Raw genomic sequence first — 13,182 nt, forward strand, 5'->3', positions numbered from 1 at the left:
CGCCCGGGGCTTGCTTCGTGCTAATAGTGATCGTTCGCGTCGTGGGGCCGGCGCCGGCTGGGTCGTCGACGCGAGTCCCCACCGGGGGAGGGATAGCGCCGTGGACCATCGTCTGCCGAACGACGGCGACGCGCTCACCGGCGTGGAGATGTTCGCCGGGCTGGAGTCTGACGTCCGGCAGCGGGTCATCGCCACGGCCGTTCCGCGCAACTACCGCAAGGGTCAAATCATCTTCGTCGAGCACGATCCCGGCGAATCACTCATCATTCTCAAGCGGGGCGCGGTCGCGATCTTCCGTACCGCGCCGACCGGCGAGCGCGCGGTGCTCACCGTGGTGCGCCCGCCCGACGTGCTGGGCGAGGTGTCCCTCTTGGACGCGTCGGCCCGCAGCGCCTCGGCCGAGGCCATCGAGGACTGCCAGGCCCTCACGCTGTCGCGGGCCGCGTTCATGGATCTCGTGCACTCCAATCCGCGCATCCTCGACGCGGTGATGCGCTCGGTCGGCGCGCTGATCCGGCGGCTCACCGAGCAGAACACCGACCATGTCTTCCTCGACCTGCCCGGCCGGGTGGCCAAGACGCTGGTGCGGCTGGCCGGCGAGAGCCAGGCCCCGATGATCACGATCGAGCTCAACCAGAGTCAGCTGGCCGAGATGGCCGGCGGCTCCCGGCAGAGCGTCAACCAGGCGATCGGCTCGTTCGCCAGCCGCGGCTGGCTGCGCACCGAGGGCCGCCGGATCGTGGTCACCGACCTGCAGGCGCTGCGGCGACGGGCGGGGATGGCTGTTTCTTGACGGCGTAAACGTCGACGTACGGACGGCCGGTCATCGCCATCAGCTCGTACATGATCTCGTCGGTGATGGTGCGCTCGACGAACCGGTCGCCTCTTCCTCCCGCGTACCGGGAGAAGTCCAGCGGTGCGCCGAAGCGCATCCGCACTCTTTTGATCTTGGGCATGAGCGTGCCGGTGGGCTGGATCTCATCGGTGTTGAGCAGCGCGACCGGCACCACCACCGCGCCGCTCTCGAGGGCGAGCCGGGCCACCCCGGTCTTGCCGCGGTAGAGGCGGCCGTCGGGCGACCGGGTGCCCTCCGGATAGATCCCGGCTATTCCGCCCTCACCCAGCACTCTCAGCAGGGTGTCGAGGGCCGCCTGGGCGGCCTGCCCGCCCGACCGGTCGACCGGAATCGTCCCGGTGGCGAGGAAGAACCGCCGCATCAGGCGCCCTTTGATCCCCTGACCGGTGAAGTACTCCGCTTTGGCGACGAACGTCACCCTGCGCGCGACCAGAAGCGGTGTGAAGATCGAGTCGGAGAACGATAGGTGATTGCAGGCCAGGATCACCGGCCCGGCGGCGGGCACGTTGGCCAGTCCCTGCACGTCGGGGCGGAAGAGCAGTCTCAGCAGGGGACCGAGAACCACGTACTTGAGCAGCCAGTAGAACAACGGTGTCCTCTCCGGGACTTCCGGGCTTCTCCGGGACATTCGGCGTGGGGGGACGTGAGGGGAACACTAAAGCCTTCAGTCCGCTTAAGGGTGGTGGGCGGGGCGGTCGGATGGGAAGCGGGACGGCGCGCCACAACGCACTCCCGCAACCGGTACCTGTCGTGTCACCATTCAAGGCACGGTCGGCGAGGGAGTGTGCAGGGGTGACAGCGGGTGGCGCCCGTCGCGGGCGGCGGGACAACGGAATAGACGCGTCCGACTACGCGGTCGCGGGTGACGTCGATCCACGCATCGGCGAGCACCTCCTCGACGTGCTCGGGGCCAGCGGCATCGCGGCATACCTACAGCCCACCGCCGACCTCAACCCGATCCTGCGCGCCACCACGCTTCCCGCCCGGCCCACCGACCGTCTCTACGTCGACCGCGCCCAGCTCGAGACCGCGCGCGAGTTCCTCCACAAGGCGACCGGCGGCGAGCTGCCCACTCCGCCGCCCCCGCCCGCCGACCCGACCGCCGCACCGGCGGTCCCGCAGGCCGAGGTCGACGCCGCGTGGGCCCAGATCATCGCCGGCTTCCACACCGCGCCCGACCCGACCGCCGCCCCACCGTGGCCGGCCTCCGAGGGCATCGAGGAGGGTCCGGCCAAGCCGCCGCCCGCTCCCCCGCGCCTCCAGTCGGCGACCGACTTCTCCGGCATCACGCTCAACCGCCGGCGCACCGACCAGCCCGACCCGCCGTCCCTCCTCGACGACCTCGACGACATGGAGGGCGACGACGACGAGCGCTACGTCCCGCCGCCGCCCCCGCCCCTGCCCCGCATCTCGAAGTACGCGGTGATGGGCATCCTCGGCGTGGTGCTCGGATTCGTGCTGTTCCTCTTCCCGACCCTGCTGCCGATCGACACCGACTACGTGACCCTGCTCGGCTTCGCGGCGATCGTCTCCGGCGCCGTGATGCTGGTCTGGCGGCTGCGGTCGGGCGACGACGAGGACGACGACGAGTTCGACGACGGCGCGGTCGTATAGATCACCATCCGTATATATCTGGGTAGCCATGCAGTAACCTTCGGTGATGCGTCAGAGCTCCCTGGTCGTCGTCGCCAATCGGCTCCCGCTCGATGACAACGCCGCGCCCGACGGGGCCTGCGAATGGCGGCGGAGCCCCGGAGGTCTCGCCAGCGCCCTGCACGCGATCCTCCAGAAGACCCCGGCCACCTGGGTCGGCTGGGCCGGCGGGGTCGGCCCGGCGCCCCAACTGCCCGACATCGGCACGCTGCGGCTGCGACCGGTCGCGCTCTCCGAGCCCGAGCTGCGCGGCTACTACGAGGGCTTCGCCAACTCGACACTGTGGCCGCTCTACCACGACGCCGTCGAGCCACCGGTCTTCGACCGCGGCTGGTGGGAGACCTATCGCGCGGTCAACCGGAAGTTCGCCGAGGCGGCGGCCGAGGTGGCCGAGCCCGGCGCCGCGATCTGGGTGCAGGACTACCACCTCCAGCTCGTGCCCCAGCTGCTCCGGGAACTGCGGCCCGACCTGCTGATCGGGTTCTTCATGCACGTGCCGTTCCCGCCGCCCGAACTGTTCATGCAGCTCCCGCGCCGGGTCGAGCTGATGCGCGGGATGCTCGGCGCCGACCTGGTCGGCTTCCAGCGGCCGCAGGCGGCCCACAACGTGGCCCAGCTGGCGGCCAAGCTGCTCGGCTCCGAGGGCGCCGACGACGCGATCCCGGTCGACGGCCGGGTCGTCCGCACCGGAGCGTTCCCGGTCTCGATCGACGTCGCCGAGATGCGCACGATGTCGGCCCGGCCCTACGTGATCAACCAGGCCCGGCAGCTCCGGCACGACCTGGGGCTCCACAAGCGGGTGCTGCTCAGCGTCGACCGGCTCGACTACACCAAGGGGATCGAGCACCGGCTCACGGCGTACAGCGAGCTGCTGCGCGACGGGCGGATCAAGGTCCGCGACACGGTGATGGTGCAGGTCGCGGTGCCGAGCCGGGAACGGGTCGAGAGCTACTGGGGCCTGCGCGACCGCATCGAGGGCGAGGTCGGGCGGATCAACGGCGAGTACGGCCGGGTCGGCGAGCCGGCCATCCACTACCTCAACCAGCCGTTCGACCGGGCCGACCTGGCCGCGCTCTACCAGACCGCCGACGTCATGGTCGTGACCCCGCTGCGCGACGGGATGAACCTGGTCGCCAAGGAATACGTGGCGGCCCGGCCGGAAGACACCGGGGCGCTGGTGCTCAGCGAGTTCGCCGGGGCGGCGGACGAGCTGGACGACGCGTTCCAGGTCAACCCGCACGACGTCGACGGGCTCAAGGACACCCTGCTGCACGCGATGAACGCCGACCCGGCCGACCTGGCCCGGCGGATGGCCGCGATGCGCAAATACATCACGCGGCACGACATCCTCGCCTGGGCCCGCGACTATCTGCGAGCCCTCGACCACACCGGCCGCCTCGCCGCCCAGGTGCCCAAGCAAAGACGTCGGGCGACGCTGAGCACTCAGCAGCTAGGCGCCCGGCGCTAGCTGTTTCTCGAGCCAGTCGAGGATCGCCCCGATCGGCTCGGACCAGCCCTCGTCGAGCATCAGGTCGTGGCCCATGCCCGGGAAGAGCAGCGGGGCACCGCCGTAGCGGGCCGCCGTGCGGTCGAGCGAGGCCCGCGGCACGATCCGGTCGTCGGGACTGCCGGCCACCAGCACCGGCGGGGCGCCGACCGGATCGGGCGCCGGCCGGTGGGTGACCAGCTCGCGCCGGGGGCGTACGCGCTCGAGCCGTCCCAGATATTCGCCGGCCTGCTCGACGGCAAGACGGTCGCCGAACAGCTGGCGCCGGGTGAGGCCCAGTCGACCGCCGAAGATCGCGGGCAGGGTGCCGAACGGGTTGGCCCGCAACGCGGTCCACAGGGTCGTCCAGCCGTCCAGGACCGGGGCGGCCAGCACCGCGGCCCGGGCCGGATAACGGCCGAGGGCGTACGCGACGGTCAGCGCGCCCGCCCCGTGCCCGATCAGCACCGTCTGCCTGGGCAACGAGACGGCTGTCTGCACCACGTCGTGGACGTGTGCGCGGAGGTCGCCGCCGGGGCGCGGCGTCACCGCGTACGCCCGGAAGCCGCGACCAGCGGCATGGGTGAGCCAACTGGTCCACACCCAGGAGCCGTGCCCGAGGCCGGGGACGAAGAGCAACGGTGGTTTGCCGGTCGACTCGTCCTCGGGCAGCCGGCTGACGACCTCCCGCTCGAACGGCGGCACCGGGTCGGTCCAGTCCTGAAAACGGATGATCATGTGGCCGCCTCCATCTCGCGCAGCAGGCCCTCGACCGCCCGCAGGTAGTCGACGTGGTCGACCTCGAACCAGTGGCGACGGGTCGGCACCACCTGGCGACGCGACCAGGTGCGGACCGGGCGGGCCGACTCCTTCTGCTGCACCGCGGTGGCCCGCTCCGGGTCGGCGGCCCGCAGCCGCAGCCAGCGGGCCACCGCCACGCTCTGCCAGTGAGCGAGCGGCAGAAGACCGGCGTCGGGCTGCAGCAGCCCGACCACGGCAAGCGTCGGGTGCTTGCGGGCGAACGCGTGCAGATGCAGGTCGGGGCGGCCGTCGGCGTCCGCGTCGAGCAGGCCCGGCTCGAGGAACTCGAACCGCGGGGCGTAGCCGGTCGCGGTGATCACCAGGTCGGGCTCGATGCGCCGCCCGCCGGCCAGCTCGACCGTCTGACCGTCGAACCGGGTCACGTCGCCGACCGCGGTGATGCGGCCGTGGCCCAGGTAGTACGCGAGCTGGCTGTTGACGATCGGGTGGCTCTCGAACGGTTGATGATCGGGTTTCCTGACACCGAAGCGGGTCAGATCGCCCGTGGTCAGTGCCAGCGTGCGGCGATAGAGCCACTGCCTCACCTTCAGAGGCAACCTGCTCAGTTTCGAAGCCACCTGATCGGCGGGCCGCCCGAACACGTATTTCGGGGCATACCAGTAACCGCGCCGGGTCGAGTGCCAGACCGCGTCGGCGTGCTGGGCCGCCTCGACCGCGATGTCGCAGCCGGTGTTGCCGCCGCCGATCACCAGCACCCGGCGGTGCCGCAGCATCGCCGGATCCTTGTACGCCGAGGAGTGGATCACGCGCCCGCCCCGGAACTCGCCCTCGATCGCCGGCTCGGCGGGCGCCCAATTGTGCCCGTTGGCGACCACGACCCCGGCGTAGCGCTGCACCCGGGACGAGCCGCCGCCGGTCGACTGGGTGGTCACGTCCCAGCGCCCGTCGCCGGCCGGCACCACCGAGACCACCTCGGTGCCGAACCAGATGTAGTCGTCGAGCCCGAAATGCTCGGCGTACCGCTCCAGATAGGACAACACCTGGCTGTGATGCGGATAGTCGGGCCACGAGTCGGGCATCGGGAAGTCGGGGAACTCGGTCAGCGGCCGCGACGAGATCAGATGCGTGCTCGCATAGACCGGGCTGCGGTCGTGCCGCCAGTTCCAGGCGCCGCCGACCGAGGTCTCGCGCTCGTAGCAGTCGACGGCGAACCCGTGCTCACGCAGGTTTTTGATGGCGGCGAGTCCGCTGGCGCCGGCGCCGATGACACAGATCGCGTCATGGCGGTCGGCAACCTCGGAGGGGGTGTCTTGCACGGGCGAATCCTGCCAGATCGGTACCCCTACGAGGAAGGGAGGACAAGGTCGGCGATGACCGGCAGGTGATCACTCGCCGAAAGCGCCCGCTCGTCGTCCACGACCTCGTATTTCTGGATGGCGATGTCCGTCGACACGAAGATCCCGTCGATGCGCCGGGCGGGCAGCGAGGCCGGGAAGGTCGGCCCCGACTCGGTGGCCGTCGACAGGCCGTCCTCGACCATCCGCCAGGCACTGCCGGCCGGCCCCTCGTTGAGGTCGCCGGCCACGATCAGCGGGCCCTCGACCGTCGCGAGCTGCTCCTTCCAGACCGCGGCCTGCGACGGGCGCTCGGCCGGGTCGGTCGACAGGTGCGAGCCGGAAAGCGTGAACCGGCCGCCGCGCACCGTCCCGCGGGCGAACGCGGCCCCGCGCATGTGCCGGCCCGGAGTCAACGGGAACCGGGTGCACCAGGTGTCGCGCACCGCCACCCGCATGCTCACCAGCAGCAGGTTGCCCAGCGCGGGCATGCCACCGGCGGCCACCACCAGGCCGGTGTCGTCGGCCAGCGCCGCGCACTTGTGCCGCCAGCGGAACCGCCGCGGCGCCTCCTGCACGATCAGCACGTCCGGCTCGAGATCGCGGATCAGCGAGACCAGGGCCACCCGGTCATCCGCCAGCCCGTGGACGTTGTAACTCATCACCCGCAGCGGAACCCCGGACACCCTGACCCCCGTCGCTTCAGATCCGCCGGGCCAGGTCGGCGGCGCCGACCACCCCGGCCGTGTTGCCCATCTGGGCCGCGACCACCTCGGCGATCGGGAACCGGCCGCGCTGGGCGAGCTGGTCCCGATAGGTCCGCTGGGTCGGGCCCATCAAAAGGTCCCCCGCGTCGATAACGCCGCCACCCACCACCAGGATCTGGGGGTCGAAGCTCTGCGCGAGATCGGCCATCGCCACACCGAGCCAGTAGCCGATCTGGGCGAACGCGTCGCGGGCCACCCCGTCACCGGCCCGGGCGGCCTCGGTGATCTGCCGCCCGGAGATCGCCAGCGGATCTCCACCGGCGAGTTCGAGCAGCTGAGCGGCCTTCTCCGGCTCCTGCCGGGCACCGGCCCGGGCGAACCGGACGAGCGCGTTGCCGCTGGCATACTGCTCCAGGCAGCCGAGCCGGCCGCAGCCGCAGGGATGACCGTCGGGCACCGACTGGATGTGACCGAGCTCGCCCGCCATACCGTTGGCCCCGCGCCACAATTTGCCGCCGAGCACGATCCCGCCGCCGATCCCCGTGCCCACGGTGATCATCACCATCGAGTCGTCGGCCTGCCGCGCGGCACCGAACCGGAACTCGGCCCACGCCGCGACGTTGGCGTCGTTCTCCAGCACGGTCGGCAGCCCGACCTGCTTGCCCACGTAGTCGCGCAGCGGCTCGTCCCGCCAGGCCAGGTTGGGCGCGAACAGCACGGTCGACCCGGCGGCGTCGATCCAGGCGGCGGCGCCGATGCCGATCGCGGTCGCCTCGGGATGCTCGCGAGCCAGCTCGGCGGCCACCTCGGCGATCGTGTCGCGGGTGCCGGCGGGATCCTCGGCCGGGGTGCTGCGCCGGTTGGAGGCCAGCACGTTGCCGTGCTCGTCGACCACCCCACCGGCCACCTTCGTGCCGCCGACGTCGACTCCGATGGTCAGCGTCACGCTGTCTCCTCTGCTGCTGCTGCTATCTAAGCCGAGTCGTCGCCGCGAGCATCGTCGCCCACTTCGGTGCCCGGATCATCATGATCCAACGTCTCTTCGCCGCCTACGGCGGCAACACCCGCATCGGCGGTCGCGGCGGCCCAGACGTCCCGCTTCCGAGGGGTACGCGGCCGCGCCCCACCCGCACCAGCGCCCTCGGCACTTCCCTGACCGCGCATGGCGTCGGCCCCGCCGGCGCTTCTCGGATCACGCGCGGCGTCAGCGCTTCCCAGATCGCGCGCGGCGTCAGCGCTTCCCAGATCGCGCGCGGCGTCGGCTAGCCGGACCGCCTCGGCGACCCGCGCGGCCGCTTCCTTTGCCCGCTGGGACGCCGCCCGGGCCGCCTCCCGCTGAGCCGCCTGCTCGGCGGCCCGTCGCGCGGCCCGCGCCGCGACCTCGGCCGCATGCTCGGCGGCCGCCTGGGTCGCGCTGGTCGTCGTCGCCGCCGACCACGCGTCACCGCGCGCCGGCACAGTCCCACTAATCGCCTGCGGTGTGGCCGCCGCGGTCTCACCAGCCGGCGCCACCTCCTCACCAGCCGGCGCCACCTCCGAACTCGCCGCCGCGGGCCGCGGGCCGGTTACGGCCGCTTCGCCCGCCTGACCCGGGGCCGTGGTCGCCGCCGTCGGTGGATCGCCCGGCGCCGGGTTGGTCGCGGCGGACCACGCGTCATCGGGACGGTTGGTGGTGCGGGTGGCGGTGGCCCAGTTTTCGTCGCGGTTTTCCGGGCGGGGCCGGGCGGGCAGCGGGGTGGTGGTGGTGCGCCGCTCGCCGACCATCGAGGAGAAGGCGCGCATGACGCTCGCCACGCCGGTCGCGAGTTCGCCCGCACCGATGGCCAGCTTGACCGCGGTCTCGGGGCTCGGGTCACGCATCGTGGAGATCACCCGGCAGACCGGGCAGACGCAGCACTCGGCGCTGCCGGTCGCCCAGGCACCGCCCTGATGCCGGCCTTTCGCCGTCGCATCGAGGTCGCGGTCACCACTGCGACGGCCCGTCCCGGGCCGCCCGGCGTCCGAACTGTCGCCGGCCGATCCGCGCTCGGCGCCACTCACACTGCCGGTCGGGCCGCCGCCGGTGTCGCCACCAGCCGTCGCGCTGCCGGCGTCGCCGCCACTCCCGCTGCCGGCCGGGCCGTCGTCGGCCTCGCCCCTCGGGGGACTGCTCAGGCTGCCCAGGAAGCTGGAGAGCGTGTCGCTGAGAGCGCCCAGCCCGGCCGCGACCCGCTCACCGACCCGATCACCGCTCCGGTCATCGGCCTTGTCGCCGGTCTTGTCATCGGCCTTGTCGCTCGCGCCGGCCGAGCCGGCCATCGCCAGGACCGCCGCGACCAGCCGCTCGGCCTCGTCTCGTGCCGTTCCCGCCATGACCCCTCCTCACGCCGACATTCACTCTTCAACTATGGCCGCTTCAACTATGGCCGCTCTCGCGAAGCGAAGTTCAGGACAGGCTCTCCACCCGGCGCTTGAGCGTCTTCAGCGCCGTGTCCATGATCATCTTTTCAGCCTTGCGGCGGAACATGCCCAGCATGCCGATGGAGAGCTCAACCTCGAGCGTGTAGGTCACCGTGGTGGTGCCGTCGCCGTTGTCGGCCAGGTCGTAGGAGCCGTTCTGCGACTTCTGGGTCTTGGACGGCGCGACCAGGTGCCACTCGATGCGGGTCAGGTCCTCCGCGTATTCGTAGTCGAGGGTGTAGTCGTCGGCCAGCACCCCGGCGTCGATCACGAACCGCACCCGGGCCGCGTACCCGTCCTCGTATTCCTCGAGGACCTCGACCAGCTTCATGGCGTCGGCCCACTCCGGGTAGCGCCGGAAGTCGCTGATCACCGCGGCCACGCGGTCGACGGGCGCATGGACCTGGATCGACTGCGTCGAGGTATCCGCCATGCACGGGAGGCTACCCCGTGGGCCCGGCATTCCGGGTGACCGGCCCGACTACTCGGAATCGGCCGACGGCCGGGGGAACCGTACCCGGCCGACCGGCAGATAGGCCGCTCCGGCCAGGTGCGACTACCATCCGTCAGGTGCCGGTCCTCCCCAGTGTCCCCGCGCGCGCCCAGCCGCTCGCGGCGGCCGCGCGTGCCATCATGCTCGCGCTGGTCGCGGCCCTCACCTGGATCGCCACCCGCGACGTCGCCGAGCTCCGCTGGATAGCGTTGCTCGTGGTGGCCGCGCTGCCCGCGTTCCTCGCACCCGACCACCGGGTGCTGGGCCCGCTGGGCCGGTTCGCCGAGGTCGCGATCACCGGGCTGGCGGCCGGCTCGATCGCCGCCGCGGCCGACCTCAGCCGCACTGTGGACGCCGGCTTCGGCGCCGAGGCGGTGCTGCCCTACCTGGCCGTCCCGCTGTTGACCGCCGCCCTGCGCCGCCGCCCGACCGAGGGCGCCGCGCTGCTCGGGGTGGCCGCGGTCTCGCTGGTCGTCGGGGGCACCCTGCTCGCCGGCCGCGACCAGAACCCGATCACCCAGCCCGGCTTCCTGGCCGCCGGCGGCCAGTGGCTGGTCCTCGGCGCGATCGTCACGTTCGCGGCCGACACCATGCGCCAGTTCATGCAGCCGGCCGAGCCCACCCCGCAGCCGTACGCCGAGGCGACCCGCCTGCTCACCCAGCTGCGCAGCGTCGCCCGCTCGCTGCCCGGCGCCACCCTCGACCCGGGCGGCATCTCCGAGCACCTGCTCGAAGAGCTGCGGCTGGTCGCGCCGGGGGACCGCGCGGCCGTGCTCTCGGCGAGCGGCGGCGGCCGCCTGGTCGTGCTGGCCCAGACCGGCGCCGACCGCGTCGACTGGGAGACCACGCTGGACGCCGACTCGGCGATCGCCGACGCCTGGGCGAGCCAGCAGCCGCAGACGGCCAGCCGGTCGCAGGCCCGGTCGCATCGGGGCGGCGACGTCTCGTCCCTGGTCGTCCCGCTGGTCGCCGGCGTACGCACGATCGGCCTGGTCATCCTCGAGGCGGATGTCTCCAGTGCGTACCCGTCATCGGTGCTCGCCGAAGTGACCGGGGTGACCGGACCGGCCGCCCTGCGGCTGGAAGCCGCCCTGCTCTTCGACGACGTGCGGTCGCTCGCCACCAACGAGGAGCGGCAGCGGCTGGCCCGCGAGATCCACGACGGGGTGGCCCAGGAACTCGTGATGGTCGGCTACGGCATCGACAACGCGCAGGCCACGCTGCCCGAGGGCGCCGAGGAGACGGCCGAGGAGCTGCGCACGCTCCGCGGCGAGGTGACGCGGGTGATCACCGAGCTGCGGCTGAGCCTGTTCGAGCTGCGGTCCGAGGTGGACCGCAACGGCGGTCTGGCCGCCGCCATCGCGGAATACGCCCGTACGCTCGGCACGAGTGCCGGGCTGCGGGTGCACTTCACGTTCGACGAATCGACCGCGCGCCTGCCCGCCGCCACCGAGGCGGAGCTGCTGAGGATCGCTCAGGAGGCGATCACCAATGCGCGCAAACACGCCGGTGCCTCTAATCTGTGGGTGACCTGCACCGTTGACCCGCCGTTCGCCGAGATCGAGGTCTCCGACGACGGCAAGGGGTTCGCGGACGACCGACCGGACGGGCGTTACGGCTTGACCATCATGGCCGAGCGGGCCGAACGCATCCGGGGAAGACTCAAGATCACGCCGCGACACCCCAGCGGGACAACCGTAGCTGTAGTGCTCGGATCTCCGGCTAGGCGCGATAGCGTGCGGAATAGCGTTTCCGCTCCAGAAGGGGAGTAACCCGAGCATGTCGACCAGTCCGGCGCCGACTGCGCGCACCAAGGTCCTCCTGGTGGACGACCACGACCTCATTCGCAAGGGGCTGCGACACGCATTCGAGCGCGACCGTCAGTTCGAGGTCGTCGGCGAGGCCGCCACGGCCGCCGAGGCGGTCCGTCAGGCGGGCGCCCTGCAGCCCGACGTGGTGATCATGGATCTCCGCCTGCCCGACGGCAGCGGCCTCGAAGCCACCAAGGCCCTCCGCAAGAACAACGCCAACATGGGCATCGTGGTCCTCACGATGTACGCGGGCGACGACCAGCTGTTCGGCGCACTCGAGGCCGGGGCCAGCGCGTTCGTGCCCAAGACGGCGCCGGCCGACGAGGTTGTGGCGGCCGCCCGGCACGCCGCCTCGGCGCCGAGCGCGTTCACCGCGGCCGACCTGGCCGAGGCGATGAAGCGGCGGCTCGCCCCGTCCGGCCCGCAGCTCTCCCCGCGTGAGGGTCAGGTGCTGCGGCTGCTGGCCGACGGCATGAGCGTGGCCGGCATCGCCAAGCAGCTGTTCGTCTCCGAGTCCACCGCCAAGACCCACATCTCGAAGCTCTACGAGAAGCTCGGGGCGGCCAACCGGGCGCAGGCGCTGATGACGGCGCTGCGGCTGGGCCTGCTCGAGGCTCCCGACGCTCCTAAATTCTGATTATCTGGCCTGCGCCGGACGCAACCGGCGCAGGGCAAGGTAGGCCTCGCAGCCCAGGCACAGCCCGAAGGCGGCGTTGAGGAACGCGGCCAGCAGGGCGAAGGCGGCGAAGACGACGCCCAGCACGGTCACCCCGCTGAGATAGCCGATCGTCGCCACCGCGGCGAAGGCGAAGCCGACCAGTTGGGCGAAGCGCACCGGCGCGGCCGGCTCGCGCTCGGCCGGCGGCCCGATCCGGGGCAGCACCAGCGCGCGATAGACCAGGCCGTAGGGGCCTTTGCGCGGGTCATAGGCGGTGATCGCGAAGACCAGCGCCTGCGCGAGCGCCAGCCAGCCCCACCCGGTCAGCAGGATGACGACCAGAACCAGGCTGGTCACGGCGGCGGCGAAGCGCTGCCCACGCGGGTCGAGTTCCATGCTGCGTAGCGTCGCACCGGGCGGCGGGAAAAGCTGCGTGAGGGCCATCACCGGAATTTTCATCAACTTTCCCGGGAAATCAGCACCTTCCGCAGCAGGGCATTGAGCTGCTTCAATTCGTCCTCGGTGAGCGCACCGAGCATCCGCTGATCGCGGGCCGAGCCCTCGAAGATGTACTTGTTCCATGCCGTGCGCCCGGCCGCCGTCGGGCGCACCAGCACCCGGCGCCGGTCGGTCTCGTCGATCTCCCGCGTGACCAGCCCGGCCGCGACGAGCCGGTCGAGCCGGCTGGTGACCGCGGCCCGGGTGATGTTGAGGGTGTCGGCGAGCTGGGCCGGGGTCGCCTCGACCGGCCACGGCTGGACCATCAGCGCGTGCAGCGTCTTGTAGTCCTCCAGCGACATGTCCTTCGACCCGGCGAAGGCGGCCGCGTCGCCCCGGCGCAGCTCCCGCAGGATGTAGTTCATCCGCACCAGGACACCCTCGACCTCGGGCGCGAAGGTGGGATCGTCCTTCCAGAACGCCGCCCAGCGCGCCACATGGTCATCGACGCTGTCACGCGGTTGCTCGCTCACGCTCTCGATTGT

At 71.8% G+C, this 13,182-nt stretch carries 14 protein-coding genes; 5 read left to right on the forward strand and 9 right to left on the reverse strand.

The window, feature by feature from the left end; genetic code table 11:
* Positions 1 to 100 precede the first annotated feature (100 nt).
* Positions 101 to 793: a Crp/Fnr family transcriptional regulator gene (locus AB0M88_RS13905; RefSeq protein ID WP_364100481.1), complete on the forward strand. Its 693-nt coding sequence runs from the start codon at positions 101 to 103 to the stop codon at positions 791 to 793.
* On the opposite strand, the gene AB0M88_RS13910 is transcribed toward AB0M88_RS13905, so the two are convergent.
* Positions 744 to 1,445: a lysophospholipid acyltransferase family protein gene (locus AB0M88_RS13910; RefSeq protein WP_364100484.1), complete on the reverse strand. Its 702-nt coding sequence runs from the start codon at positions 1,443 to 1,445 to the stop codon at positions 744 to 746. The genes AB0M88_RS13905 and AB0M88_RS13910 overlap by 50 nt on opposite strands.
* A 203-nt stretch (positions 1,446 to 1,648) precedes the next feature.
* Here AB0M88_RS13910 and AB0M88_RS13915 point away from each other — a divergent pair, with 203 nt between their 5' ends.
* Positions 1,649 to 2,470: a DUF308 domain-containing protein gene (locus AB0M88_RS13915; RefSeq protein WP_364100487.1), complete on the forward strand. Its 822-nt coding sequence runs from the start codon at positions 1,649 to 1,651 to the stop codon at positions 2,468 to 2,470.
* 46 nt (positions 2,471 to 2,516) lie between these two features.
* The gene (locus tag AB0M88_RS13920; protein ID WP_364100490.1) at positions 2,517 to 3,977 is read left to right on the forward strand and encodes a trehalose-6-phosphate synthase; all 1,461 of its coding nucleotides are present in this window, start codon (positions 2,517 to 2,519) and stop codon (positions 3,975 to 3,977) included.
* Here AB0M88_RS13920 and AB0M88_RS13925 read toward each other — a convergent pair.
* The 6 genes from AB0M88_RS13925 to AB0M88_RS13950 all read right to left on the reverse strand — a co-directional run bounded on the left by AB0M88_RS13925 (position 3,960) and on the right by AB0M88_RS13950 (position 9,670).
* The gene (locus tag AB0M88_RS13925; protein ID WP_364100492.1) at positions 3,960 to 4,733 is read right to left on the reverse strand and encodes an alpha/beta fold hydrolase; all 774 of its coding nucleotides are present in this window, start codon (positions 4,731 to 4,733) and stop codon (positions 3,960 to 3,962) included. The genes AB0M88_RS13920 and AB0M88_RS13925 overlap by 18 nt on opposite strands.
* Positions 4,730 to 6,073: an NAD(P)-binding domain-containing protein gene (locus AB0M88_RS13930; RefSeq protein WP_364100495.1), complete on the reverse strand. Its 1,344-nt coding sequence runs from the start codon at positions 6,071 to 6,073 to the stop codon at positions 4,730 to 4,732. Before AB0M88_RS13930 ends, AB0M88_RS13925 begins: the two co-directional genes overlap by 4 nt.
* A 26-nt stretch (positions 6,074 to 6,099) precedes the next feature.
* Positions 6,100 to 6,753 (reverse strand): endonuclease/exonuclease/phosphatase family protein, encoded by a 654-nt coding sequence (locus AB0M88_RS13935; RefSeq protein ID WP_364100498.1) that lies wholly within the window; start codon positions 6,751 to 6,753, stop codon positions 6,100 to 6,102.
* A gap of 40 nt (positions 6,754 to 6,793) precedes the next feature.
* Positions 6,794 to 7,744: an ROK family glucokinase gene (locus tag AB0M88_RS13940; protein ID WP_364100501.1), complete on the reverse strand. Its 951-nt coding sequence runs from the start codon at positions 7,742 to 7,744 to the stop codon at positions 6,794 to 6,796.
* Positions 7,745 to 7,770: 26 nt separating this feature from the next.
* On the reverse strand, positions 7,771 to 9,150 hold the full coding sequence (locus AB0M88_RS13945; RefSeq protein ID WP_364100565.1) for a hypothetical protein: 1,380 nt from the start codon (positions 9,148 to 9,150) through the stop codon (positions 7,771 to 7,773).
* 73 nt (positions 9,151 to 9,223) lie between these two features.
* The gene (locus AB0M88_RS13950; RefSeq protein ID WP_364100504.1) at positions 9,224 to 9,670 is read right to left on the reverse strand and encodes an SRPBCC family protein; all 447 of its coding nucleotides are present in this window, start codon (positions 9,668 to 9,670) and stop codon (positions 9,224 to 9,226) included.
* Positions 9,671 to 9,870: 200 nt separating this feature from the next.
* On the opposite strand from AB0M88_RS13950, the gene AB0M88_RS13955 reads away from it, so the two are divergent.
* Together AB0M88_RS13955 and AB0M88_RS13960 are read left to right on the forward strand one after the other, a co-directional pair.
* Entirely contained in the window at positions 9,871 to 11,502 is a 1,632-nt protein-coding gene (locus AB0M88_RS13955) for a GAF domain-containing sensor histidine kinase (RefSeq protein ID WP_364100559.1), read from the forward strand.
* A 7-nt stretch (positions 11,503 to 11,509) separates the two neighbouring features.
* Complete coding sequence (locus tag AB0M88_RS13960; RefSeq protein ID WP_133872348.1) at positions 11,510 to 12,178, forward strand: response regulator transcription factor; 669 nt, start codon at positions 11,510 to 11,512, stop codon at positions 12,176 to 12,178.
* On the opposite strand, the gene AB0M88_RS13965 is transcribed toward AB0M88_RS13960, so the two are convergent.
* Positions 12,179 to 12,595 carry a DUF4395 domain-containing protein gene (locus AB0M88_RS13965; protein ID WP_364100507.1) on the reverse strand — a complete coding sequence of 139 codons (417 nt, stop codon included), beginning with the start codon at positions 12,593 to 12,595 and terminating at the stop codon, positions 12,179 to 12,181.
* A 62-nt stretch (positions 12,596 to 12,657) separates the two neighbouring features.
* Complete coding sequence (locus tag AB0M88_RS13970; RefSeq protein WP_364100510.1) at positions 12,658 to 13,170, reverse strand: MarR family winged helix-turn-helix transcriptional regulator; 513 nt, start codon at positions 13,168 to 13,170, stop codon at positions 12,658 to 12,660.
* Positions 13,171 to 13,182: the final 12 nt, after the last annotated feature.

This window comes from Actinoplanes sp. NPDC051411, assembly GCF_040682075.1.
In the GTDB taxonomy this organism is placed as follows: Bacteria; Actinomycetota; Actinomycetes; order Mycobacteriales; family Micromonosporaceae; genus Actinoplanes.